This is a genomic window from Nocardioides campestrisoli (genome assembly GCF_013624435.2).
Classification (GTDB): Bacteria; Actinomycetota; Actinomycetes; order Propionibacteriales; family Nocardioidaceae; genus Nocardioides; species Nocardioides campestrisoli.
Genome location: NZ_CP061768.1, coordinates 2,956,528 through 2,980,277 on the forward strand (window position 1 = coordinate 2,956,528; position 23,750 = coordinate 2,980,277).

Below are 23,750 nucleotides of genomic sequence, written 5' to 3' on the forward strand. Positions count from 1 at the left end.
GGCTGGTCCGGTGCCCAACTCCTCTGCTGCCACCTTCGGCTCCGTCCTCGACGACCTCCTGCGGCGCGACCCCGGCCGCCCGCTGGTCACCTTCTACGACCACGCGACCGGGGAGCGTGTCGAGCTCTCGGTGACGACGTACGCCAACTGGGTGGCCAAGGTCGCCGGACTGCTGGTCGAGGAGTGCGACCTCGAGCGCGGGCAACGACTGCTGGTCGACCTCCCGCCGCACTGGCTGGGACCGGTCTTCCTGGGCGCCGCCTGGCGGGTCGGGCTGAGCGTGGTGCACGACGAGCCGGCGGACGCGGTGGTCTGCGGGCCCGACTCGGTGGAGCGCTGGGCCGACTCGGCCGCCACCCGCCCGGTGCTGGCGTGCAGCCTGCTCCCCCTCGGGGTGCGCTTCCGCGACCCGCTGCCGGCGGGTGTGCTCGACGTGGGAGTGGAGGTGTGGAGCCAGCCGGACGCCTTCTCCCCCTACGACCCGCCCACCGCGCAGGACGACGCGCTGCCCGGCACCTCGCAGGGCGACCTCATGGCGACGGCCGCCGCCGGGAGTCTCCTCTCCGACGGCGGCCGCCTCCTCACGGTGTCGAACCCGACTTCCCCTTCGGGTGTCGCCACCTTCACCGAGCCGCTGGTCCGCCACGGCTCGATGGTGCTCGTGGCCCAGCCGGACCAGGACCGGCTGGCCGCGACCGCCCGCGACGAGCGGGTCACCGCGACCTGTCCCGCGGGACTGCTCGCCGGCCCGGCGGACTGATCAGCCGGCCAGGTCGTAGCCGCCCAGCCCCTCACCCAGGAGCCGGCGGCCCTTGAGCCCCTTGGCGCTCCCGTTGACCAGGTAGAGCCGTCCGGTGGCGGCCTCGCGGACCACCAGGTCGGTGCGCGGCCCGAGCTGGGCGTCGGCGATCGGGACCTGCCAGTCGTAGGCCCGCAGGTCGTACGCCGGGTTGCTGCGCGAGGCCAGCCGGACCGCGGCCCGGCTCAGGCCGGTCGCCGCCACGGGGCCGTGGAAGCCGTCGAGCCCCTTGCCCCGGTAGAGCAGCGCCGGGCCGTTGGCCGGCGTGCGCATCACGTCCGGGTAGCCGTCGCCGTTCACGTCGCCGACCGCCTCCACCGACTCGCCCGCGGGCCAGCCGGTGCCGATCACGACCGGAGCGGCGAGCTGTCCCTGACCGTTGCCGCGGAAGAGCAGCATCCGGCCGTCGGCGTGCCGGGCGGCCACGTCGCCCTGCCCGTCGCGGTCCCAGTCGCCGACGTTGATCAGCAGGTTGGTGCCGGAGAGGTCGGCGCCGGTGTCGATCGGGGCGCCGAGGTCGAAGGTGCCACGGTTGGGCACCACGACCAAGGAGCCGCCCTTGCGGGCCACCAGGTCGGGAGCCGGCGTGCCGGTGACCTGCATGGCGGTGATCCCCGAGAGCCGGGGCAGGTTGGCCAGCGGGCCGAGCGGCATGCCGAACGTGCCGTCGCCGTTCCCGGTGAGCACGTAGACCTTGCCGTTGCGCTGCCGGGCGACCAGGTCGGGGCGACCGTCACCGGTGAAGTCGGTGCCACCCGCCAGCTGGTTGTACGACGACCAGTCGCCGGGGGTCTTGCGAGCGATGCCGAAGCTGGCCGGCCCGTTCCCGAGCCGGGTCCACACCTGGCCCTTGCCGTCCCGACCGAGCAGGTCGGGGCGGCCGTCGCCGTTGATGTCCCCGGCACCGATGAGCTTGGTGTAGCGCCCCCATGAACGCCCCAAGCGAGCCCGCTTGAACCCACCCTTCGGTGTACCGAGGAAGGCGACGGCCTCCCGCGACTTCTTCACCCGCGCCACCAGGTCGTTGCGGCCGTCCCCGTTGATGTCACCGACGGCGGTCATCATCGTGGTGCCGCGCATGCCCTTGACGGTGCGCACCGGGCGCTTGAAGCCGCCCTTGCCGTTGCCGGGCCGGACCTTGCCGAGCCCGTCGCGCGCGGTCACCACGAGGTCCCCGATGCCGTCGCCGGTCACGTCGGGGCTGGCCACCACGCTGTCCGGTGCCTTCCAGCCCTTCTTGAACAGGGTGGTGGTCCGGGTGAAGGCGCTCAGTCCGCCCGTGGGCAGGATGAACCCGCGGCCGTCGGAGGCCCGGCGCACGACCAGGTCGGGGTGCGGGGTGCCCACGAGGTTCGAGCTCAGCGCCGCCTCCTTGTACTCCGGGGCGGGCGGCGGTGTCGTGGCCGGCGGGGCCGCCGCGGCGGCCGCGCGGATGGCCGGGAGCTGGGCGTAGAGGTAGCGGCCCGGGCAGGCGGTGCTGCCGGCGTCGCGGTGCCCGTTGATCGCCGGGAAGACCTTCTTGCCGACCTGCTGGGACTTCGAGGCGGGGTTGACCCCGTGCAGCCCGAGCTTCCAGGCGAAGAGCTGGCCGTAGGCGGCGATCATCTCGGCGCTGGGCTGGACGGTCTCGAAGTTGCCGATCGCCGACATCGCGAACGCGTAGTCGTTGTAGCCGAGCGTGTGGGCGCCGACGACGGCCTTGTCGACGCCGCCGAACCGGCCCTCCCAGATCCGGCCGAACCGGTCGACCAGGAAGTTGTAGCCGATGTCGCTCCAGCCGCGAGACTTCACGTGGTAGGCGTAGATGCTGCGGATGATCCCCGGCACCTGGTCGGCGGTGTAGTCGTTGGCGTTGACCGTGTGGTGCACGAAGCCGGCGCTGATCGAGCCGTAGCGCAGCGAGGACTTGTGCCGGATCTTCTCGTCGGCGCCCCACTGGGCCCGCGAGAAGATCGTCGGCATCGCCGCAGCGCGACGGGCCGCCTGGAGGGCGATCGCGTCCGGGGCGTCCGCGGAGGCGTCCGCGTCGACGGGAGCCGCGTCCACGGGAGCCGCGTCCACCGCCTCGGGCGCAGCGGCCGGGGCGGCGGCGTCGGCCGAGGCCTGCGCGACGATCTCCGGAGCCTCCTCGCGGCTCGCCTCGGCCTGGCCCGGGTCGACCACGCTGAGCTGGAGGTCCTCGGGCAGGTCGCCCGAGCCGGCGGCGCGCACCTGCACCTCGTCGACGTCACCCACGATCAGCGGGTCGGTGCCCGGCCGGGCCGTGAGGGCGTCGGGCGTGCCGGGGTCGGGAGCGTGTGCGTCGTCGTGCTCTAGGGCGGTCCACTCGCTCCACCCCTCGCCCTCGCGGGTGCGCACCTCGACGGTGAGGCCTTCCCCAGCCTCCGCACTGTCGCCGGCCCAGGTGACCCCGACCGCGCCGAAGCCGTCGACCGGGGCAGCTGCCACGGCGACCTCCTCGGGCACGGTGCCCTCGGCGGCCTCAGGGCTCTCGGCGACCCCAGGCGCCTCGGGGCCCTCGTGGGCGTGCCCCTCGCCGTCCTCGTCGGGACCGTGGGCGTGGCCGTCGCCGGCCATGCCGCCCAGGTTCTCCAGGTCCTCCAGCCCGTCGCGGGCCGGGTCCTCGGAGTCGGCGGGCGCGACGGTGTCCATCGCGTACTCGGTCACCTCCGGCTCCACGGTGCCCTCGGGCACCTCGGCCGAGGCGAGCACGGCGCCGCCCGGGACCTGGCTGGACGGCGTCTGGGAGACGACGTCCAAGCTCATCACGGCGGCCGCAGGGGTCAGGACGGCCAGCACCACGCCGAGCGCCAGGGTCTGCTGGCACGCGGTGACGAATCGGGCATGAGACGAACGCATCGTTGGCTACTCCAGTGCAAGGGGAAGGTCACACGAGTAGCAAGTTTCACATTGGCCCCAGGGGCCACCGCAAGCGTTTCTGAGTAACTACACGGTTGTAATTTCCAGTCGACACGCCGGTCACTTTGCGATTTGTCAACTTCCGGGGGTCAGAACCCACCAGAAACATGGGTCACAAGAGCCTCAGATGTCGGCGCCGAGCCCGTCGTCGTCGGAGTCCCCGCCGGTGCTGTCGTCGTCGTCGTAGTGCAGGAACTTGATGCCCGCGTCGACGTCCCCGTCGAAGGTCAGCCGGCCCTTCTCCAGCACCAGCACCCGGTCGCAGAGCTTGCGCACCGAGCCCGGAGCGTGGCTGACGTAGAAGATCGTCGTCCCCGCCTGCCGGACCTCGTCCATCTTGTCCTTGCACTTGCGCTTGAACGGCCGGTCCCCCACCGCCAGCGCCTCGTCGGCGATGAAGATGTCGGAGTCGACGTGGATCGCCACCGCGAAGCCCAGGCGCGCCTTCATGCCGGAGCTGTAGTACGCCACGGCGGTGTCGAGGAACTTGCCCAGCTCGGCGAACTCGACGATCTCGTCGAACTTGCGCTGGGTCTCGGCGCGGGACATCCCGAGGATGGCGGCGTTGAGCCAGAGGTTCTCCCGGCCGGTCAGCTGCATGTCGAAGCCGGCCCCGGTGGCGATCAGTCCGGCGATCCGGCCCCGGGTCAGCACCGTGCCCTCGTCGGGCCGCATGACGCCGCTGATCATCTTCAGCAGCGTCGACTTGCCCGAGCCGTTGAGGCCCATCAGGCCGATGGACTCCCCCTCGGAGACGGTGAAGCTGACGTCGTCGACGGCGTTGAACGTGTCGTGCGTGCGCTGCCCCTTCGCCTTGGCGATCACGATCTGCTTCAGCGAGCGGTGGTACTGCATCGTGAAGGACTTGGTGGCGTGGTGCACCTCGATGAAGTTGACCATCACAGACGCTCCGGGACGCGCTTCTCGAACTTGGAGAACCACATCTGGGCCAGGGCCAGCAGGACGACCGAGACGAGCAGCATCACGATCCCCCGGGTCCACAGGTGGTCGGGCATGTGCAGGGCCGCGGTGGCCCGCGGGTCGTCGGTGGTGCCGGTCCAGAAGCAGCGCTGGATGAGCAGCACGGCCTCGGCGACCGGGTTGTAGAGGTAGATCTGCGCGCCGGTCTCGCCGAACCGCTCCTGGACCAGGGTGAACGGGTAGAGCATCGGCACGCTGAAGGTGACGAACTGGGTCAGCGTCTGCACGACCTTGCCGAAGTCCCGGAAGAAGACGTTGGAGACGCTGAAGAAGAGCGCCAGCGCCAGGCCCAGGACCAGGATCAGCGCGAAGCCCAGCAGCCCCGCCAGCAGGCCGAGCGGATCGGGTCGCCACCCGGTGAGCACGCAGGCGATCAGCAGGATGACCACCATCGGTCCCGTGTGCCACAGCGCGACCAGCATCCGCGCCACCGGGAAGAGCTCCTTGGGCATCGCGAGCTTGGTGATCAGGCTGCGGTTGCCGATCAGCGCCTGCGTGCCGCCGGCGAAGGTCTCGGTGAAGAAGTGGACCAGCACCATCCCCGCGAACAGGTGGATGGCGAAGTTCTCCATGTTGCTTCCGCGGCCGATCATGACCTGGAAGATGAAGTAGAACATGCAGAACCGCACGGCCGGCTGCAGGTAGCTCCACGCCCACCCCAGGACCGTGCCCTGGTAGCGGGACTGCATCGTGTTGCGCACCAGCATGCCCAGCAGGTAGCGCTGCCGGAACACCTCGAACAGGCCCGAGCCGGCCGCCGGCGGGGCCAGCGGCGGCAGGTCCGGTCGCTCGGGTCTCGTGGTGTCCTCCCGGGTCTGGGTCATCGTGCCGACGGGGACACGTCGTCGTGCCCCTCCCCGGACGTCCAGGGCTCGAAGGTCTTCTCCCACTGCTCGGGCGAGGTCACCTCGGCCAGGGCCGCGCGGTACTCGGCGGCCAGTCGCGGCCACTCGCGGTGCAGCCGCAGGTGGATGTCGACGGTCCGCTTGAGCAGGTCCTTGTAGCGGTCCGGGTCACGCTGGTAGAGCGCGACCGAGGAGCCGTCGTTCATCGACACCACCGCGGAGTCGTACTTGACCAGGTTGAACCAGGCCGCGTCGAGCGCGGTCAGCTCGGCCTCCGGGTGCTGGCGCGACATCTCCCGCAGCGGACGCAGCTGGCGCAGCGGCGCCAGCCCGGCGGCGATCAGGCTGCCGATCCGGCTGGGGATCTCGATGTCGCTCTTGCCCTTCTTCGGGGGCTTGCGACGGCGCACCTCGGGGAGCTCGTCCCGGTCGGCGTGCAGCTGGGCGTCGGTGAACTGCTTGCGGAAGGCGTTGACCTCGGGCAGCTTCGTCGCCAGCTCCTCGTGCAGCCGGTGCGGCCCGGCCAGCACGTCCTCCAGGGCGCGGTGGCGCAGCTCGGCCGTGGAGTACTGCAGGGACGCCAGGTGCTTGACCTGGTGGTTGAAGCTCTCGCGCACCATCCGGCCACCCCGCTCGTACGGCGAGTGCAGCAGTGCCGCCACGAACCGGTTGCGCTGGTGGAAGTAGGCCTGCCAGTCGACCCCGTCGTTCTTGTCCGACCACGGCACGTGCCACACGGCGGCGCCCGGGAAGGTCACCGTCGGGTAGCCGGCCTGCTTCGCGCGCAGGCCGTACTCGGAGTCGTCCCACTTGATGAAGAGCGGCAGCGACAGCCCGATCTCCTCGAGCACCTTGCGCGGGATCAGGCACATGAACCAGCCGTTGAAGTCGACGTCCGCGCGCTTGTGCAGCCAGCGTGACGACCTCAGGTTGCGAGCCCCGAAGTCCCAGTCGCTGTAGCCGTCGAGCCGGGTCTGCCACCAGAACCGCCACGGCTGGACGATCTCGCCGAAGGAGTGCATGCGCGAGCGGCTGTAGATGTTGAACATGTGGCCGCCGACCAGCGTGGGCCGCTTGGCCAGGTCGCCGAAGGTGACGGCGCGGATGATGCCCTCGGGCTCGCAGACGACGTCGTCGTCCATCATCAGCGCGTAGTCGGCCGTGCCCTTGCGCACCGACTCCAGCTGGCCGCGGGCGTAGCCGCCGGACCCGCCGAGGTTGCCCTGCACGATCACCCGCAGCTTCTCCCCCAGCGCCTTCTCGGCGGCCGGGAAGAACTCCGAGTCGGTGACCGGCTTGGAGCCCTGCTCCATCACCAGCACGCTGTCCAGGTAGGGCCGCAGCACCTCGTCGTCGGCCAGCTGGCCGATCAGCTTGGCGCAGAAGTCGGGGCGGTTCATCGTGGTGATGCAGATGTCGGTGGTGCCGTGCTGCGCGCGGTCGTCGGGGACCTCGGCGCTCCACTCGGCGGACTCGACGACCGCCTCGTCGTCGCCGGCGATCACGTCGTACCAGTACCAGCCGCCGTCCACGAACGGCGCGAGCGTCAGGTCGAAGGAGTACGTCGCGACGCCCTCGGACTGGTCCACGGTCACCGAGTCGACGCGCTGGGAGTGGCCCCGCGCCATCGACTTGTACACGGTCAGCATCGCCCCGCGCCCGCGCAGCCGCACGGTGAGGGTGACCCGGTCGACCACGGTCCACCGGCGCCAGTAGGAGGCCGGGAAGGCGTTGAAGTACGTGCCGAACGAGATCGACTGACCGCTGGGCACCTGCAGCGCGGTGCGGGAGAGGATCTGCTCGGGGTGCAGCGCCCGGCCGGTCGAGATGGACTGCCGGATCGCGGCGTTGTTGAGGTCCTTGGCCGCCTTGCTGCCGCCGACCGAGTAGCGGTCGGTGTCGAGCCGGGCCTCCTCGAGGTCGACGTACAGGGGGAAGACGTCGGGGTCCTTGTCCAGCGGGAAGATCTGCCGCTGGAGCAGCCTGGTGGTGGTCACGCGTCCACTCCTCCGCTCTTGAGCTCGGCGCCGTCGGCGAAGTGCGGCTTGAGCTTGTTGTCGTACATCGACAGCGCCGACCCGATGGCCATGTGCATGTCGAGGTACTTGTAGGTGCCGAGCCGGCCGCCGAAGAGCACCATCGGCTCGGCCTTGGCCAGCTCGCGGTACTTCAGCAGCTTCTCCCGGTCCTCGGCGGTGTTGATCGGGTAGTACGGCTCGTCGTCCTCCTCGGCGAACCGCGAGTACTCGTGCACGATCACGGTCTTGCCGGGCAGGTAGGTGCGCTCGGGGTGGAAGTGCTTGAACTCGTGGATCCGGGTGAACGGCACCTCGGCGTCGTTGTAGTTCATCACCGAGCAGCCCTGGAAGTCGTCGACGTCCTTGACCTCGGCCTCGAGGTCGACGGTGCGCCAGGAGAGCCGGCCCGCGGAGTTGCCGAAGTACTCGTCGACCGGCCCGGTGTAGACGATCGGGACCTTGCCGCGGTAGTCGTCGGCGACCTCGAAGAAGTCGGTGTCGAGGCGGACCTCGATGTTCGGGTGCTCGACCATCCGGGTCAGCCACGCGGTGTAGCCGTCGGTGGGCAGACCCTCGTACTTGTCGTTGAAGTACCGGTTGTCGAAGGTGTAGCGCACCGGGAGCCGGGTGATGATGTCCGGGCTCAGCTCGGTCGGGTCGGTCTGCCACTGCTTGGCGGTGTAGCCCTTGACGAACGCCTCGTAGAGGGGGCGGCCGATCAGGGAGATCGCCTTCTCCTCCAGGTTGGTCGCGTCCTCGGTGGCGATCTCGCTGGCCTGCTCGGCGATCAGCGCGCGCGCCTCGTCGGGCGTGTGGGACTTGCCGAAGAACTGGTTGATCAGCCCCAGGTTCATCGGGAAGGAGTAGACCTGGCCCTGGAACTTGGCGAAGACCCGGTGCTGGTAGCCGGTGAACGTGGTGAACCGGTTGACGTACTCCCAGACCCGCTCGTTGGAGGTGTGGAACAGGTGCGCGCCGTACTTGTGCACCTCGATCCCCGTCTCCGGCTCGGCCTCGCTGTAGGCGTTGCCACCCAGGTGGTGGCGGCGCTCGATGATCAGGACCTTCAGGCCCAGCTCCTCGGCGCAGCGCTCGGCGACCGTGAGGCCGAAGAGGCCGGAGCCGACGACCACCAGGTCGGGCAGGTCGGACGGCCCGGTCGTCGGGACGGAGTCGGTCAAGGGGTGCTCCTCACACTTCTCGATAAGCGGCCATGAGTCTATCCACGGGCGTCGGGTCGGACGGGCACCGCGCGCATGCCCCAAGCGTCTCGCATGGCACGCATCACGTTGCGTGCCTCGGCCCGGCCGCCGCGCACCGGGCTCAGCAGGGTCACGGCCAGAGCCACCAGCAGCGGCTTGAGCCGGACCCCGAGGTTGCTGCCGTAGCGCAGGTGCACGACGAACAGGTTGCGGTACATGTAGTACCCCTTCCAGCCGGCGAGGTCGTGCTGCTGGTTGAAGTCGAGCTGGCGCACCAGCACCGCGTCGCGGACCGCGACGATGCCGAAGCCGGCCCGCCGCGCCCGGAGCGCGTAGTCGACGTCGTCGTAGAAGATGAAGAACGACGGGTCGGGCAGCCCGATCGCGTCCACCACCTCGCGACTGACCATGAACCCCTCGAAGGCGACGTTCTCCACCTCGACGGTGGCCGGCATCGCGGCGCGGGAGGCGTAGACGGAGTCGACCGAGGAGCGCTTGGGCCGCACCGACCAGGGCCGGTCCAGGTCGAACCGGATCGCGGCCTTCTCCACCAGCGCGCCGTCCAGGTCCTCGCGCACGGCCATCAGGCACGGCTCCGGGCGCGCGAGCAGCACCTCCAGGCAGTCGGGGGCAGGGACGACGTCGTCGTCCATCAGCCAGATCCGCTGGTGGCCGGCCTGGTGCGCGGCCCGGGTGCCGGCGTGGAACCCGCCGGCACCGCCGAGGTTCTCGGTCATCGACAGGACGGTCAGCGGGAGGTCGGTGCGCCCGGCCAGCACCTCGGCGGTGTGGTCGGTGCTGGCGTTGTCGACCACGATGACCTCGTCGGGGGCGACCGTCTGGGCGGCCAGCCCGTCGAGCATCCGCGCCAGCAGGTCGGCCCGGTTGAAGGTGACCACCACCACCGCGGCCCCGGAGCGGGCGGCGGACGGGTCGGACGTGCTCACAGGAACCTCCGGTGGCCGGTGAAGTCGTCGCGTACGCCGTCGCGCATCGCCGCGAGGCTGAGCCGCAGCCGGGCCGGGTCGCGGCGGGTGACCAGGTAGAACCACAGCGTCTTGGCCACGAACGCCAGCGCGAACGGCCAGCCGCGGTAGTCGCGCAGGTTGACCAGGTTGTTGCGGGCCATGCAGTAGGCCTTCAGGTCGCTCGGCGAGTGGTTGTACGTCGACCGGCCGCCGAGCATCGGGCTGCCCAGGTCTCCCACCGCGGGGTGGACCACGCGGGCGTCGACCACGGTCGCGCACCGCGCGCCGGCGGCCCGCGCGCGCATGAGGTACTCCACGTCGTCGCCCCAGATGAAGAACTCCTCGCGCGGCAGCCCGACCCGGCGGACCAGGTCGGCGGTGACCAGCACCCCGTTGAAGGGGATCACCACGTCGCGGATCACCCCGTCGGTCGCGGCCGCCTCGGCGTCGCGCACGGTGTGCACCACCCGGCTGCCACCGGGCAGGCGGATCGGGAAGACCAGGCGGCCCGGGTCGTCGTCGGCGACCACGGCCGGTCCCCAGAAGTCCAGGGAGCCCTCGTGGGCCAGCAGCCGGTCCAGGCAGTCGGGGTCCGGCAGGCCGTCGTCGTCCATCAGCCAGACCAGGTCTGCGTCGCGCTCCAGCGCCCAGGCCAGGCCGTCGTGGAAGCCGCCGGCTCCCCCGCGGTTGGTGCTCGCGGTGCGGGCCAGCAGGACCGGCCCGGAGGTCCGGGCCGTCTGCGCGCCGTCCGCACGGGCGACCTCGGCCAGCCAGGCCCCGGTGCCGTCGGTGGAGGCGTTGTCGAGCACCAGCACCTCGGCCAGCCCGTCGACCTCGCGCAGCCGCGCCACCAGGTTCCGGAGCAGCGCGAGCCGGTTGAAGGTCACCACCACGGCGACGATGCGACGCGGGACGGCCGCCTCCTGAGGGGTCACGGCGTACACCCTAGGCCGGGACGGACGCCGGACCCGCAGCAGGCCGACAGCGGGTGTCGGCTCAGCAGGCAGAGCCCAGGTCCTCGGCCTGGTTGGCGGCGTAGCCGGTGCTCAGCGAGCCGACCGACCCTCCGGTGACCGGGGCCGGCGCGGGAGGGGCGGCCGGGGCGGGCGCGGTCTCCTGCTCGGGCTGCTCCGGTCCGGCGGCCAGCGCGGTCTCCGGCTCCTCCTCGGGCGTCGGGGCGGGCTCCGGGTCACGGCCCTCGGCCTTGGCGATCGCGTCGGCCACCGTGCGGCGCACCAGGTCGATGTCGGGGGCTCCGGTGTTGATCAGCGGCGGCACCAGGGAGACGGAGGAGATCTTCTCCGAGCGCGCCTTGAGGGCCAGCGCCAGGAACCGGTCGACCTCGGAGGTGGGCACGTTGGTGGAGACCATGTCCGTGCCGGCCTTGGCGATCTTCTCGAAGTTGACCAGCGCCTGCTCGGGGCTGATCTGCTGGAGCATCGCGCCCATCACGCACTTCTGCCGGGCCATCCGGGAGTAGTCGTCGGAGCCGTGGCGGGCCCGGGCGAACCAGAGGGTGTCCTCGCCGTCGAGCTTCTTCACGCCCGGCTCGATGTAGTGGAAGTAGGACTCGTGCGGCAGCCCGACCGGGATCCGGTCGCGGACGTTGAGGGTGACCCCGCCGGTGGCGTCGACCAACGACTTGAACCCCTGGAGGTTGACCATCGCCCAGTAGTTGACGTCCAGGCCGGTGATCCCCTCGACCGCCGAGACGGTGGCCGCGATCCCGGGGTCCTCCCCCTTGTCCAGGTCGGGGAAGAGCTCGGGGTTGTCCTGGGCCCAGGTGCTGACCCCGTTGAGGTAGCACCCCTCGCAGTCGAAGCCCTCGGGGAACGCCTCGGCCATCGGCGTCCCCTCCTTGAACGGGAAGTTGGCCATGTTGCGGGGCAGCCCGACCAGCACCGTGCGCCCGGTCTTCGCGTCGATGCTGGCCACGTTGAGCGAGTCGGGCCGCATGCCCCAGCGCCCGGCGCCGGCGTCACCGCCGAGCAGCAGCACGTTGTAGCGGCCGTCGTTGGCGCTGGTGGCCTCCCCGTCGCCGAACATCGTGACGATGAAGTCGCGCTGGACGCCGACCAGGTGCGCGCCGAAGAGCAGCGTCCCGGCGACGGAGAAGCTGAGCAGGCCGTTGACCCCGACCACGGCCAGGCGGTGGTTCTGCAGCAGGGTCAGCGGCTGGCCCAGACGCCAGGCGTCGACGAAGAGCAGCGCCCACCCGACGGCCAGCGCCATCAGCACCAGGCGCAGCAGGCCGAGCAGCAGCGGGTTGGAGACCGCCCAGAACGCGAACGCGTGCCAGACCACGGAGAGCACGAGCGCGCCCACGGCCAGCACCAGCACGGCCAGCCAGGTGCGCATCGCCAGCCGGCCCAGCCGGCGGTTGCCGGCGACCATCTGGGCGGACCCGGGCACCAGCAGGGTCATCACCATCAGCGAGATGGCGCGACGGAAGCGGACCCGGGCGGCGCGGTCGGGCACGCCCGGCGTCCCGGAACGGGGCGCGGGTCGAGACGGCGGAACGGAGGGCATGCGGCGGACCTCACTGCGGGGAAGAGACTGCGGGGAAGAGGGGCAGATCCACGCTCAGTATCACCAGTCACAGGGGCCACAGAGCGCCAACGCCTTCACACGGCGTGTCCGACGCCCGCGGCCCGGCGCCGGGCTCGGAGGCCGTCACCGGGTAGTTTCGGCCACATGGCTGACCGACCCCGGGGAAAGGGGGGCCCGCAGGAGGGCACCCCCGAGTACCAATGGCTCTACGGCTCCCAGGGCTCCGGGCCTGCCGACGACGCCACCCGTGCCGTCCAGCGGCCCGCCAGCGGGCGTCCCTCGAGCTCCGCGCAGGCGCCCGCCGACCACACCCGGGTGATGCCGGCCTCCCCGGCTCCGACACCGGCGCCGGGCCGCCGCGGTGCGGGGGCTCCTCCCCCGGCCGGCCCGCCTCCGGGTCGCTCCCGCAAGCCGGGCGGTCGCGGCCCGCGGCTCCCCCGGCCCCGGATCGGCGTCTTCCGGGTGGTGCGCTGGGTGCTGCTGCTCTGGCTCGTCTTCCTGGTCGCCGTCCCGTTCTGGGCCTGGTCGAAGGTGACGAAGGTCGAGGCCGACCCGGGCGGTGACCGCCCCGCCGAGCAGCCGGGCACGACGTACCTGCTGGTGGGCAGCGACTCGCGCGGCGACCTCACCGAGGAGGAGCGTGAGCGGCTCGGCACCGGCGGTGACGTCGGGCAGCGCACCGACACGATCATGCTGCTGCACACCGGCGACGGTCCCAACCTCCTGATGTCGATCCCGCGCGACTCGATCGTGCCGATCCCCGGGCACAGCACCACCAAGATCAACGCCGCGTACGCGTGGGGCGGCCCCGAGCTGCTGGTCCAGACGGTCGAGCAGAACACCGGCATCCGGGTCGACCACTACGTCGAGGTCGGGTTCGGCGGCTTCGTCGACATGGTCGACGCGGTCGGCGGGGTGGAGATCTGCCCGGAGAACGCGATGAAGGACCCGCAGGCCAAGCTCGACATCCCCGCCGGCTGCCAGGAGGCCGACGGGCCGACCGCGCTGGGCTACGCCCGCTCGCGGAAGACCTCGGCCGACCTCGGCGACATCAAGCGCGCCGAGAACCAGCGCGAGGTGGTCTCCGCGGTCGGTGACGAGGCGCTCTCGCCGTGGACCTTCGTCAACCCGCTGCGCTACTACCAGCTCTCCACCGCCACCGCGCGCTCCTTCGCGGTCAGCGACGGCAGCAGCCCGCTGTCCATCGGCCGGTTCGGCCTGGCGATGACCCGGGTCGACGGGGAGAACGGGCTGACCTGCGGGATCCCGATCCGCGACCTCGCGGTCAACTGGGACGCCGAGCGCTCCCAGCAGCTCTTCGACCTGATCATCGCCGACGACACGGCCTCGATCCCGGACAACCTCTGCACCCCGTCGGGGCTGCTGCGATGAGCGCCGTCACCGAGCTGGCGCTGGAGACGCTGAGCGTCGACGTCGACGAGCACGGCGTGGCCCTGCTGACCCTGGACCGCCCCGACGCGCTCAACTCCTTCACCGTCACCATGGCCTCCGAGCTGGAGCTCTTCTTCACCACCGCGGCCCTGGACGACGAGGTGCGCGCCGTGGTGGTCACCGGGGCCGGGCGCGCGTTCTGCGCCGGCATGGACCTGAGCGCCGAGGGCAACGTCTTCGGGCTCGACGAGTCCCTGGACCCCACGCCGGAGGAGCTGCGCGAGCGGTTCGACGAGCCGGCCTGGGCCGACGGCGTCCGCGACACCGGCGGCAAGGTGACCCTGGCGATCCACGCCTGCCCCAAGCCGGTCATCGCCGCGATCAACGGGGCAGCGGTCGGCATCGGCGCCACCATGACGCTGGCGATGGACCTGCGGCTGGCCTCGACCAAGGCCAGGATCGGCTTCGTCTTCGGCCGGCTCGGGATCGTCCCCGAGGCCTGCTCGACCTGGTTCCTGCCGCGGATCGTCGGCGTCCAGCAGGCGCTGGAGTGGATCTACTCCGCAGACGTGCTCGGCGCCGAGCAGGCGCTCGCCGGCCGGCTGGTCCGCTCGGTGCACGAGCCGGACGACCTGGTCCCGGCGGCGCTCGAGCTGGCCCGCTCCTTCGTCGTGGGCCGCTCCCCGGTGGCGCTGGCGCTGGCCAAGCAGCTGCTCTACGCGGGTAGCGCGGCGCCGCACCCGCTCGAGGCGCACCTGGCCGACTCGCTGGCGATGTTCCACACCAGCGTGGGCGACGGCAAGGAGGGCGTCGCGGCGTTCCGGGAGAAGCGCGACCCGGAGTTCACCGGCCGCGCCTCGGAGCTGCCGCGCATCTTCGAGGGGTAGCCGCCCGGCGCATCCGACACCTTCACGCATCCCGCGACGTACTGCGGGTACGTCCTGTGCCCCACACGACGTACCCCCACGTAGCGAGGAGCAGATCTCGATGAAGGCAGTCACCTGGCAGGGCACCGAGGACATCCGCGTCGAGGAGGTGCCGGACCCCAAGATCGAGGAGCCCACCGACGCGGTCATCCGGGTCACCTCCACCGGCCTGTGCGGCTCGGACCTGCACCTCTACCAGCCGCTGTCGCCGTTCATGACCCCCGGCGACATCGTCGGCCACGAGCCGATGGGCATCGTCGAGGAGGTCGGCAGCGAGGTCGGCAACCTGCAGGTCGGCGACCGCGTGGTGATCCCGTTCCAGATCGCCTGCGGCCACTGCTGGATGTGCGACCGCCAGCTCTACACCCAGTGCGAGACCACCCAGGTGCGCGAGTACGGCTCGGGCGCCGCGCTCTACGGCTACAGCAAGCTCTACGGCTCGGTGCCCGGCGGACAGGCCGAGCTGCTGCGGGTGCCCCAGGCCCAGTTCTCCCCGATCAAGGTGCCGCACGGCCCGGTCGACGACCGGTTCCTCTTCCTCTCCGACGTGGCGCCGACGGCATGGCAGGCCGTGGCGTACGCCGACGTGCCCGACGACGGCACCCTGCTGGTCCTCGGGCTGGGCCCGATCGGCCTGATGTCGGTGCGGATCGGGATCCACCTCGGGCTGCGGGTGATCGGCGTGGACCAGGTGCCCGAGCGGCTGGCCCGGGCGGCGGCCGCGGGCGCCGAGACGATCGACATGGGCGCGGTCGACGACGTGGCCGAGGAGGTCCGGTCGCGGACCGCCGGTCGTGGCGCCGACTCCGTGGTCGACGCCGTCGGGATGGAGGCCCACGGCTCCCCCGTCGCCGAGCTCAGCCAGAAGGCGCTGGGCCTGCTGCCGCGCAAGGTCGCGGCGGGCCTGATGCAGCGGGTCGGCGTCGACCGCGCCGCCGCGCTGACCACCGCGCTGGACGCCGTACGCCGGGGCGGCACCGTCTCGCTCAGCGGCGTCTACGGCGGCATGACCCAGCCGCTGCCGCTGATGGACATGTTCGACAAGCAGATCCAGCTGCGGATGGGCCAGGCCAACGTGCGCCGGTGGCTCGACGACCTGATGCCGCTGGCCATGGACGACGCCGACCCGCTCGGCCTGGAGCACCTGGCCAGCCACCACCTGTCGCTGGACGCGGCCCCGCAGGCCTACAAGGACTTCCAGACCAAGGCCGACGGCACGTTCAAGGTGGTCTTCCAGCCCTGACCGCCGGCCTCTCGGCACCGACCTCGCAGGCCGCGCCCCGGTACGCCGGGGCGCGGCCTGTGCGCGTGGCGGTCTCCCCGCATGGGCGCCGAACGACCGGGTACGGATCGGCCATGCGCATCGGATACACCCTCATGACCGAGCAGGCCTCCCCCTCCGACCTGGTCCGCCACGCCGGGCTCGCCGAGCAGGCGGGCTACGACTTCGAGGTGATGAGCGACCACTACTTCCCCTGGCTCGACGAGCAGGGACACTCCGGCTACGCCTGGGCGATGCTCGGTGCGGTCACCCAGGTGACCAGCCGGGTGGAGCTGATGACCTACGTGACCTGCCCGACCTTCCGCTACCACCCGGCGGTGGTGGCGCAGAAGGCGGCGACGGTGCAGCTCCTCTCCGGGGGCCGGTTCACCCTCGGCGTCGGCTCCGGGGAGAACCTCAACGAGCACGTCGTCGGGCAGGGCTGGCCCTCGGTCGACGTCCGGCACGAGATGCTGGTCGAGGCGCTGGAGATCATCAACGGCCTCTTCGACGGCGGCTACGTGACCCACCACGGGGTCCACTTCGACGTCGAGTCCGCCAAGCTGTGGGACCTGCCCGAGACCCGGGTGCCCATCGCCGCCGCCGTCTCGGGCAAGCAGTCGATCCAGACCCTGGCTCCGCTCTCGGACCACATGGTCACCACCGAGCCGACCGGTGACCTGGTGACGCAGTGGGACGGCGCGGGCGCTCGCGGCACGCGGAAGATCGGGCAGATGCCGCTCTGCTTCGACCGCGACGCCGAGGCCGCGGTCCAGCGGGCGCACGAGCAGTTCCGCTGGTTCGGCGGTGGCTGGAAGGTCAACGCCGAGCTCCCCGGCACGGCCGGGTTCGCGGGAGCGAGCCAGTTCGTCCGGCCCGAGGACGTCGCCGGGTCGATCCCCTGCGGCGACGACGTGTCCGCGGTGGTGGAGGCGGCCAAGGAGTGGCACCAGGCCGGCTTCACCGACCTGGCCTTCATCCAGGTCGGCGGCGACCACCAGGAGGAGTTCCTGGAGTGGTCCACCAGTGACCTGTTGCCGGCGCTGCGCCAGGCCGGCCTGACGGACGAGGGCTGAGCCGTGCGGATCGTGGTCGTCGGAGCCACCGGCAACATCGGCACCGCCGTGGTGGAGCAGCTGGCCGCCGAGCCCCAGGTGCGCCAGGTCGTCGGCGTGGCGCGCCGCCTGCCCGCCACCCGGGATGCGGCGACTCCCGGCGGCGTACCCGTCACCTGGCACGGCGCCGACGTGCGCACCGACTCCCTGGAGCCGATCTTCGACGGCGCCGACGCGGTGGTCCACCTGGCCTGGATGTTCCAGCCGACCCACGACCCCGAGACCACCTGGGCGACCAACGCCATCGGCACCTCCCGGGTCCTCGAGGCGGCGACCCGGGCGGGCGTCTCCCAGGTGGTGGCGGCCTCCTCGATCGCGGCGTACTCCCCCCGGGTGGACGACTCGCCGGTCGACGAGTCCTACCCCACCGACGGCGCCTCGGCGTCGAGCTACGCCCGGGAGAAGGCGTACGTCGAGCGCCTCCTCGACACCCACGAGGCGCGCGGCGACCTGGTGGTCACCCGCCTGCGCCCGGCGTTCGTCTTCCAGCGACGTGCGTCGTCGGAGCAGGTACGCATCTTCGGCGGCTCCTGGGTGCCGCAGCGGCTGGTCCGCCCCGGGCTCGTCCCGGTGCTGCCCTTCCCCCGCGACGTCTTCTTCCAGACCGTGCATGCGGCCGACCTGGCCGACGCGGTGGTCCGCACCCTGCTCCAGCGGGCCGGCGGCCCGTTCAACCTGTGCGCCCCCGGGGTGGTCGAGCCCGCCGACCTCGCCGCGCTCCTCGACGCCCGGCACGTCCCGGTGCCCAAGCTGCTGGTCCGCGGCGCGATCGCCGCCGGCTGGCACTCCCACCTGGTGGGCGCCGACCCGCGGCTGTGGGACGCGCTGACCCGGCTGCCGGTGATGTCCGACGAGCGGGCCCGCACCGAGCTGGGCTGGGCCCCCGCGCACACCGCCACCGAGGCGCTCGCGGAGATGCTCACCGGCGTCCGCGAGCGCGCCGGCCACGGCACCGCGCCGCTGCATCCGGCGTGATCCACCTGACTGAGCCGGGCGTCGAACCTGCCCGTCCGCTTCCTCGAGGAGAGAGATGACCGACCGCTTCCCCCTGTCCGTCGACACCGTCGTTCTCGACATCGACGGGACCCTGCTCGACTCCAACTACCACCACACCGTGGCCTGGGTGCGCGCCTTCGCCCGCTTCGGCCACGACGTGCCCGCCTGGCGGATCCACCGGCAGATCGGCAAGGGCGGCGACCGGCTGGTGACGGCCGCAGCCGGCCAGGAGGTCGAGGACGCGGACGGCGACGCCGTGCGCGGCGCGTGGGAGGAGGAGTTCGACGCGATCATGGACCAGACCACGCTGCTCCCCCGCGCCCGGGACCTGCTGGTCGCACTCGACGAGCGCGGCTTCAGCGTCGTGCTGGCCAGCTCCGCGATCCCTCGGCACGCCAAGCACGCCACCGAGCTGCTGGCAGCCGACGACCTGGTCGACGCCGCCACCACCGCCGAGGACGCGGAGGAGACCAAGCCCGATCCCGAGCTGCTCGACGCCGCGATCGCCAAGGTCGGCGGCCGCCGCGCCGTGGTGGTCGGCGACTCCGTGTGGGACGTGGAGGCGGCCAACGCTCGCGACCTGCCCACCCTGGGCGTCCTCTCCGGCGGCTTCTCCCGCCAGGAGCTGGAGGCCGCCGGGGCGGTCGCGGTGGTCGAGGACGTCGCCGAGCTGGTCGAGCGGCTCGACGAGCTGATCCGTCCCGTGGGCTGACCCCGTGCTGGTGCTGGTGCCCGGGCTGGGGCTGGGACCCGAGGCCTGGGCACCCACGATCCAGGCCCTCGTGCGCGCCGGCGTCGACCCGGGCGACCTCGTGGTGGCGACGCTGCCGGGCTACGGACGACCCGTCGGGGCCGGTGACCCGGTGGGTCCGCGAGGGTCGGCCCGTCGCTTGGTCGACGGTTGGCTGCGGGCCGGTCGGCGGGTGGTGCTGGTGGGCCACTCCTCCAGCTGCCAGGTCGTCGTCCACGCCGCGAGCCTCGTGCCGGAGCGGGTGGCGGGTCTGGTCCTGGTGGGGCCCACGACCGATCCGCGCGCAGCCACCTGGCCCCGTCTTGCAGGCCGCTGGCTCGCGACAGCCGCGCACGAGGATCCCCGCCAGGTGCCGAGCCTGGCCCGGCAGTACCTCCGCACCGGGCTGCGGCACATGGTCAGGGTCATGGACGCGACCCGGCACGACGCCATCGCCGACGGTCTGGCCGAGGTGCGCTGCCCCGTGCGGATCGTGCGAGGTGCGCACGACCGGATCGCCCCGGACGACTGGTGCAGCTCCCTCGGACCGGCGGTCACCCTGGCCGCCGGGGCCCATATGGTCCCGCTCACCCACGGCGACCTCGTCGCCCGCGAGGTCGCAGGGATGGTCGGGCTGGCGGCGCCGGGCGCTGCTACCCGGCGGGAGCGCGGTACGAACCCAGGAGACGTCGGGCCATGACGTCGCGGGCGACGTCCACGTTCACTCCCGTGGTCTGCGAGGTGCCGGCCCGGGACAGGCGCCCGCGTGGCACGTCCCACAGCCAGAGGTCGCCGGTGACCCAGTCGTCGACCAGCAGGTGGCTGTCCGAGAGCCAGGTGTTCGCCCCCAGACGACCCCACCGGCTGGGTCTGTCCCCGAGGGTCGCGACGACGGCACCCGAGGTCGGCTCCACGACGACGACCGCGCGTTCCTCCTTGGCTTTGCGGGAGCGTGGGAAGTGGACGAACGCCAGGTCCTTCGCCACCTCCGGACCGCCGGCCGAGTGCGGGACGATCCGGTACGGGACCTCGACGGACGTCGGTGTGCCGCCGGGCGGGTAGGTGACCACCAGCCCCGGACCGGACCTGGTCGAACCCTTCACCTCGTAGACCCGGCCGTCGTCGCGGGGGGTGGAGTAGAAGCGGTCGTACGGCACCCGGGTCAGCTCACCGGTGCCCAGGTCGAGAGTGCAGCCCTTCGGCCCGCACGGCCTCTTCTCGCTGTGCCTGGCCTTGAGCAGGAGCGCCGAGGCGTCGCGCGTCCACTCCAGGCCCACGGCGTGACCCACGGGCAGGTCGAACCCCCGGAAGGTGTTGTCCGGGAGGTTCACCGTGACGAGCCCCGAGGGAGCTGCCAGCGCCACCCGGCGACCGTCCGACGAGATCGCCGCCGACAGCTCGCCGTAGGCCCTGGGCCCGAACCCGTAGCGCTGGAGGTCGAGCTGACGCCACTGCCCGGCCGGGGTGAGGAGGTAGGGCTGGCCGGCACGGAGCGCCGTGCGATCAGGGTCCGTCGAGGACGAGTTGAGCTGCGCGAGCAGCAACCCTCTGGCCACCGGAGCCTCGTCCAGGGTGGGGGCGGCCGCAGCGCTCATGAGGTCGATCTCGACGGCGTCGTCGATCAAGGGGACGGTTGCCGAGGGCAGCTCGACCCTCAGGTCGTCCGGGAGGGAGGCGAGTGGCCGCGGCGGCGTGGGTGTGGGCGTCTCGGTGGAGGGGGGCGAAGGCGCGGGAGCGGACTCCTCGTCGACCGCGGGTGAGCCCGAGCAGCCCACGGCCATTCCCAGGAGCGCGACCCAGGCCGCCACCCTCGTGGTTCGCCCAGCGGTGCGCCCGCCCGCCCGGTCAGACCATCCCCATGTCGCCATGGCGCATGGTGGCAGGTGCGGCCGTACGTCGTCAGTACCTGACGGGGACGCCGTACGGGTCCCGGGAGACCGCGCCCACCGGCACCACCTCGCGGCCCAGTGGGAGCAGCGCCAGCGGCACCATCTTCCAGCAGGCGATGCCGAACGGGATGCCGATCACGGTCAGGCACAGCAGGAGGCCCGCGGCCAGGTGGATCAGCGCCAGCTCCCAGCCGACGAAGAGGACCCACAGGACGTTGCCGATCACCGACCAGAGCCCGGCGCCGGGGTTCCAGACCACGGTGCGGCCGAAGGGCCAGATCACGTAGCCGGCCAGCCGGAACGACGCGATGCCGAACGGGATGGTGATGATCAGGACGCAGGCGACCACTCCCGCGACCACGTAGCCCAGGGCCAGCCAGAAGCCGGCGAGGAAGAACCACAGGATGTTCCCGATGGTGCGCATGGCTCCACTCTGGCACGTCGTGGCCGCCCGCTGCGCCGATGAACGCCGGTCAGGCGCTGTCGCCGACCGGCTCCGCCCCGTACGCCGCCGCGACGGCGTGCCGCACGGCGAGCAGGGGGCTCGCGAGGACGGTGATCGGGAGGTCGGCCAGTCCCTCGGCCGCGCCGGCCATGCTGGCCTGGGCGAGGACGACGACGTCCGCGCGGTCGACCACCGCACGGGCAGCCACGGCGACCCGCCGGAGGTAGTCGTCGGTGTCCCCCCGCTCGAACGCGGCCCACGCCTCGGGCACGACGACCTCGACCAGCGTCGGGGAGACGCCCGCGCGGCGCGCCTCGTCGGCGAGCAGCTCCCGGGTGGGCCCGAGCGTGGACTCCAGGGCGGCGACGACGGCCACCCGGGCCCCGCCGCGGACCGCCTCCCGGGCCATGGGCCGGTCCACCCGCAGGACCGGGACCGGGAGGTCCGCTCCGACGGACTCGGCCACCGGGCCGAGGGTGGAGCACGTGCAGACGACGACGTCCGCGCCCTCGTCCACCAGGCGTCGTAGGAGCTGCAGCGTCGCCGCCTCGACGTCCGCAGTGGGGCCCTCGGTCCTGGCCCGGGTCAGGAGGTCGGGGTCGACGAGGTGACCGGCGGTCGAGCCGACGTCGACGGCGCGGACCAGCGCCTCGAAGGTCGCGACGTGGACCTGAGCGGTGTGGAGGAATCCGAGGCGCGGCATCCCGCCAGTCTGGCAGCGTCACCCCGGTGTCGGGGCCGGGGTCGCGGGAGTGGAAGACCCCGTCCCCTGCCCTCATGTCAGCGCGCGCCGCACCACGCGACGTCGCTGGGTGGGCGTGGCGACCACCTCGTAGCCGGCCTCGAGGAAGACCTGCAGGGGGCCGACGGAGGCCTCGTCCCAGATCACCGTCTTCCCCGGCGCCGGCTCGATGGGGTAGCCCTCGAGGACGCGGGCACCGACCTGCTCGCCATACTCGACCGTCGCCGCCGCGAGCTCGTAGGTCAGTCCCGCCCGGCGCCAGCCCTTGCGGACGACGAAGCAGGTCACCGACCACACGCCCGCCAGCTCGGGGTCCATCCGCATCCACGGCTGCTTGCGGCTCCAGAGCCTCGGGTAGTTCTCCCGCGGCTCGACCGCCACCCAGCCGGCCGCCTCGCCGTCGACGTACCCGATCAGCCCGGAGGTGGGGCCGGGCGTGCCGCACCCCGTCTGCTCCAGCAGGGCGGCGTCGCGTTCCTCCTGGGTCGTGTCGCGCCAGATCCAGCCCGGCACCTTCCAGTTCTGGCACCGGCACCTGGCGGCCCCGCCGGTCGCGAACACCGCCTCGACGTCCTGCGGAGTCGCCCGGTTGGCCGGGAGCCAGGTGAAGTCGGCCATGCAGCGAGCCTAGGAACCAGGCGGCCGCTGTCAATGGGAAGCGCCGGGACGCTCGTCACGGGTGGCCCGTGGCGTCGGGGACAGCCTCGGGTGACCTGTCGAACAACGCAGCGGCGACACATGCGCGGCCGTTCGGAGGAGAGTGGGGTCGAAGGAGCTGATCCGCATGACCAACGTTCTTCGCTGGGCAGTCGTCGTCGCGCTCGTGTGTCACGGGCTCATCCATCTCCTGGGTGTCGCCAAGGGATTCGGATGGGCACGCGTTCCCCAGCTGCGGGAACCCATCGGCGTCGGGGGCGGGGCCCTCTGGCTGCTGGCGGGGCTTCTCGTCCTGGCCTCCGCCGCGTTCATCGCCGTGGGTGCGCCTGTCTGGTGGTGGCTGGTCGCCGGCTGCGGGGCGCTCGTCTCTCAGGTCGCCATCGTGATGTCGTGGAGCGACGCCAGGGCCGGCACGCTGCTCAACGTCGCCCTCGTGCTCGTCGCTGCGTACGGGTTCCTCTCGGTCGGACCGCCCAGCTTCCACGCCCAGTGGCAGGAGCGGGCGACCCATGCGCTCGCTGACGTCGACCCTGCCCCGGCGGTCCTGACCGAGACCGACCTCGACGGCCTGCCCGCTCCCCTCGCCGAGTACATCAGGCGCTCGGGTGCCGTCGGCCGGCCGCGGGTGGTCAGCCTCTATGCCGACTTCCACGGCCGCATCCGCAGCGGTCCGGACGCTGCGTGGATGACGTTCACCGGCAAGCAGATCAACACCTTCGGTCCGCGACCGCAGCGCCTGTTCATCATGGACGCGACCAGGTCGGGGCTGCCGGTCACGGTGCTGCACGCCTACCAGGACGCCACGGCGACCATGCGGGCGAAGGCCATCTCGCTGGTCACCGTGGTCGACGCCGCCGGTCCTGAGATGGATCGCGGGGAGACCGTGACGGTCTTCAACGACCTCGTCGTCCTCGCCCCCGGCGCGATCGTCGACGCCCCGGTCCGGTGGACGACGGTGGATGCACACCATGTGCGGGGCGTCTTCGCCCACGGGGGTCAGACGGTCACCGCAGACCTGACGTTCGACGAAGCCGGCGACCTGGTCGACTTCGTCTCCGAGGACCGACTCCGCGCCTCGGACGACGGGAGGTCCTTCACCCCACAGCGTTGGTCCACGCCGCTGTCCGGGCACCGCGACGACGAGCAGGGACAGCGGGTCCCCACCTCGGGCCAAGGACGGTGGCTCGCGCCAGAGGGCTGGTTCACCTACGTCGAGCTCCACTTCGACGACGTCGCCCACAACGTGCGCAGCGCAGACGGGACGGCGGGCGCGGTGCCCGTCCCACGCCCATGAGCGTCAGCACCTCGTGCGCAG

The 23,750-nt window shown here is 72.0% G+C and carries 21 protein-coding genes; 9 read left to right on the forward strand and 12 right to left on the reverse strand.

All coding sequences use genetic code 11. The annotated features are described in order from the left end of the window. Nucleotides 1-10 precede the first annotated feature (10 nt). Complete coding sequence (locus H8838_RS13850) at nt 11-760, forward strand: TIGR03089 family protein (protein ID WP_224766137.1); 750 nt, start codon at nt 11-13, stop codon at nt 758-760. Here the strand turns inward: H8838_RS13850 and H8838_RS13855 are convergent, their stop codons facing one another. From H8838_RS13855 to H8838_RS13890, 8 genes are all read right to left on the reverse strand, one after another. After that, the gene (locus H8838_RS13855) at nt 761-3,658 is read right to left on the reverse strand and encodes an FG-GAP-like repeat-containing protein (RefSeq protein ID WP_185995720.1); all 2,898 of its coding nucleotides are present in this window, start codon (nt 3,656-3,658) and stop codon (nt 761-763) included. 183 nt (nt 3,659-3,841) lie between these two features. After that, nucleotides 3,842-4,618 (reverse strand): ABC transporter ATP-binding protein, encoded by a 777-nt coding sequence (locus H8838_RS13860; RefSeq protein WP_181312318.1) that lies wholly within the window; start codon nt 4,616-4,618, stop codon nt 3,842-3,844. Beyond that, nucleotides 4,618-5,523, reverse strand: coding sequence for an ABC transporter permease (locus tag H8838_RS13865; RefSeq protein WP_185995719.1), 906 nt, complete (start codon nt 5,521-5,523; stop codon nt 4,618-4,620). The genes H8838_RS13860 and H8838_RS13865 overlap by 1 nt, the downstream gene beginning before the upstream one ends. After that, the gene (locus H8838_RS13870; protein WP_185995718.1) at nt 5,520-7,541 is read right to left on the reverse strand and encodes a glycosyltransferase; all 2,022 of its coding nucleotides are present in this window, start codon (nt 7,539-7,541) and stop codon (nt 5,520-5,522) included. Before H8838_RS13870 ends, H8838_RS13865 begins: the two co-directional genes overlap by 4 nt. Then, nucleotides 7,538-8,743 (reverse strand): UDP-galactopyranose mutase, encoded by a 1,206-nt coding sequence (gene glf / locus H8838_RS13875; protein WP_181312315.1) that lies wholly within the window; start codon nt 8,741-8,743, stop codon nt 7,538-7,540. The genes H8838_RS13870 and glf overlap by 4 nt, the downstream gene beginning before the upstream one ends. A gap of 38 nt (nt 8,744-8,781) precedes the next feature. Then, nucleotides 8,782-9,711: a glycosyltransferase family 2 protein gene (locus H8838_RS13880; protein WP_224766138.1), complete on the reverse strand. Its 930-nt coding sequence runs from the start codon at nt 9,709-9,711 to the stop codon at nt 8,782-8,784. Beyond that, a complete protein-coding gene (locus H8838_RS13885; protein ID WP_185995717.1) occupies nt 9,708-10,667 on the reverse strand; it encodes a glycosyltransferase in 960 nt (319 codons plus the stop codon). The genes H8838_RS13880 and H8838_RS13885 overlap by 4 nt, the downstream gene beginning before the upstream one ends. A 61-nt stretch (nt 10,668-10,728) precedes the next feature. After that, nucleotides 10,729-12,261 carry an LCP family protein gene (locus H8838_RS13890; protein WP_185995716.1) on the reverse strand — a complete coding sequence of 511 codons (1,533 nt, stop codon included), beginning with the start codon at nt 12,259-12,261 and terminating at the stop codon, nt 10,729-10,731. A gap of 165 nt (nt 12,262-12,426) precedes the next feature. On the opposite strand from H8838_RS13890, the gene H8838_RS13895 reads away from it, so the two are divergent. The 7 genes from H8838_RS13895 (at nt 12,427) to H8838_RS13925 (ending at nt 19,402) form a co-directional block, all read left to right on the forward strand. Further along, the gene (locus tag H8838_RS13895) at nt 12,427-13,674 is read left to right on the forward strand and encodes an LCP family protein (RefSeq protein WP_185995715.1); all 1,248 of its coding nucleotides are present in this window, start codon (nt 12,427-12,429) and stop codon (nt 13,672-13,674) included. After that, on the forward strand, nt 13,671-14,561 hold the full coding sequence (locus tag H8838_RS13900; RefSeq protein ID WP_224766139.1) for a crotonase/enoyl-CoA hydratase family protein: 891 nt from the start codon (nt 13,671-13,673) through the stop codon (nt 14,559-14,561). Before H8838_RS13895 ends, H8838_RS13900 begins: the two co-directional genes overlap by 4 nt. 100 nt (nt 14,562-14,661) lie before the next feature. Then, on the forward strand, nt 14,662-15,843 hold the full coding sequence (locus H8838_RS13905; RefSeq protein ID WP_185995714.1) for an alcohol dehydrogenase catalytic domain-containing protein: 1,182 nt from the start codon (nt 14,662-14,664) through the stop codon (nt 15,841-15,843). Between the two features lie 113 nt (nt 15,844-15,956). Continuing rightward, nucleotides 15,957-16,937 carry a TIGR03557 family F420-dependent LLM class oxidoreductase gene (locus H8838_RS13910; protein WP_185995713.1) on the forward strand — a complete coding sequence of 327 codons (981 nt, stop codon included), beginning with the start codon at nt 15,957-15,959 and terminating at the stop codon, nt 16,935-16,937. Between the two features lie 3 nt (nt 16,938-16,940). Beyond that, nucleotides 16,941-17,951, forward strand: coding sequence for an NAD-dependent epimerase/dehydratase family protein (locus H8838_RS13915; protein ID WP_185995712.1), 1,011 nt, complete (start codon nt 16,941-16,943; stop codon nt 17,949-17,951). 55 nt (nt 17,952-18,006) lie between these two features. Beyond that, nucleotides 18,007-18,684, forward strand: coding sequence for an HAD family hydrolase (locus H8838_RS13920; RefSeq protein WP_185995711.1), 678 nt, complete (start codon nt 18,007-18,009; stop codon nt 18,682-18,684). A 4-nt stretch (nt 18,685-18,688) separates the two neighbouring features. Beyond that, nucleotides 18,689-19,402, forward strand: coding sequence for an alpha/beta fold hydrolase (locus H8838_RS13925; protein ID WP_185995710.1), 714 nt, complete (start codon nt 18,689-18,691; stop codon nt 19,400-19,402). Here H8838_RS13925 and H8838_RS13930 read toward each other — a convergent pair. The 4 genes from H8838_RS13930 to H8838_RS13945 form a co-directional block, all read right to left on the reverse strand. Then, the gene (locus H8838_RS13930) at nt 19,356-20,510 is read right to left on the reverse strand and encodes a hypothetical protein (protein ID WP_191465632.1); all 1,155 of its coding nucleotides are present in this window, start codon (nt 20,508-20,510) and stop codon (nt 19,356-19,358) included. The genes H8838_RS13925 and H8838_RS13930 overlap by 47 nt on opposite strands. Before the next feature lie 91 nt (nt 20,511-20,601). Continuing rightward, on the reverse strand, nt 20,602-21,015 hold the full coding sequence (locus tag H8838_RS13935) for a YccF domain-containing protein (RefSeq protein WP_181312305.1): 414 nt from the start codon (nt 21,013-21,015) through the stop codon (nt 20,602-20,604). 49 nt (nt 21,016-21,064) lie between these two features. Continuing rightward, entirely contained in the window at nt 21,065-21,739 is a 675-nt protein-coding gene (locus tag H8838_RS13940; RefSeq protein WP_185995708.1) for an aspartate/glutamate racemase family protein, read from the reverse strand. A gap of 72 nt (nt 21,740-21,811) precedes the next feature. Beyond that, on the reverse strand, nt 21,812-22,396 hold the full coding sequence (locus tag H8838_RS13945; protein WP_185995707.1) for a GNAT family N-acetyltransferase: 585 nt from the start codon (nt 22,394-22,396) through the stop codon (nt 21,812-21,814). A 166-nt stretch (nt 22,397-22,562) separates the two neighbouring features. Here H8838_RS13945 and H8838_RS13950 point away from each other — a divergent pair, with 166 nt between their 5' ends. Further along, the gene (locus H8838_RS13950) at nt 22,563-23,729 is read left to right on the forward strand and encodes a DUF6544 family protein (protein ID WP_185995706.1); all 1,167 of its coding nucleotides are present in this window, start codon (nt 22,563-22,565) and stop codon (nt 23,727-23,729) included. Nucleotides 23,730-23,750: the final 21 nt, after the last annotated feature.

Excerpts from the sequence above, each read along its gene's own strand:
- H8838_RS13935 (WP_181312305.1), bottom strand. The coding sequence starts at position 21,015 with ATGCGCACCATCGGGAACATCCTGTGGTTCTTCCTCGCCGGCTTCTGG.
- H8838_RS13945 (WP_185995707.1), bottom strand. The coding sequence starts at position 22,396 with ATGGCCGACTTCACCTGGCTCCCGGCCAACCGGGCGACTCCGCAGGAC.
- H8838_RS13950 (WP_185995706.1), top strand. The coding sequence starts at position 22,563 with ATGACCAACGTTCTTCGCTGGGCAGTCGTCGTCGCGCTCGTGTGTCAC.
- H8838_RS13895 (WP_185995715.1), top strand. The coding sequence starts at position 12,427 with ATGGCTGACCGACCCCGGGGAAAGGGGGGCCCGCAGGAGGGCACCCCC.
- H8838_RS13905 (WP_185995714.1), top strand. The coding sequence starts at position 14,662 with ATGAAGGCAGTCACCTGGCAGGGCACCGAGGACATCCGCGTCGAGGAG.
- H8838_RS13865 (WP_185995719.1), bottom strand. The coding sequence starts at position 5,523 with ATGACCCAGACCCGGGAGGACACCACGAGACCCGAGCGACCGGACCTG.
- H8838_RS13920 (WP_185995711.1), top strand. The coding sequence starts at position 18,007 with ATGACCGACCGCTTCCCCCTGTCCGTCGACACCGTCGTTCTCGACATC.
- H8838_RS13855 (WP_185995720.1), bottom strand. The coding sequence starts at position 3,658 with ATGCGTTCGTCTCATGCCCGATTCGTCACCGCGTGCCAGCAGACCCTG.
- H8838_RS13900 (WP_224766139.1), top strand. The coding sequence starts at position 13,671 with ATGAGCGCCGTCACCGAGCTGGCGCTGGAGACGCTGAGCGTCGACGTC.
- H8838_RS13860 (WP_181312318.1), bottom strand. The coding sequence starts at position 4,618 with ATGGTCAACTTCATCGAGGTGCACCACGCCACCAAGTCCTTCACGATG.
- H8838_RS13890 (WP_185995716.1), bottom strand. The coding sequence starts at position 12,261 with ATGCCCTCCGTTCCGCCGTCTCGACCCGCGCCCCGTTCCGGGACGCCG.
- H8838_RS13910 (WP_185995713.1), top strand. The coding sequence starts at position 15,957 with ATGCGCATCGGATACACCCTCATGACCGAGCAGGCCTCCCCCTCCGAC.
- H8838_RS13940 (WP_185995708.1), bottom strand. The coding sequence starts at position 21,739 with ATGCCGCGCCTCGGATTCCTCCACACCGCTCAGGTCCACGTCGCGACC.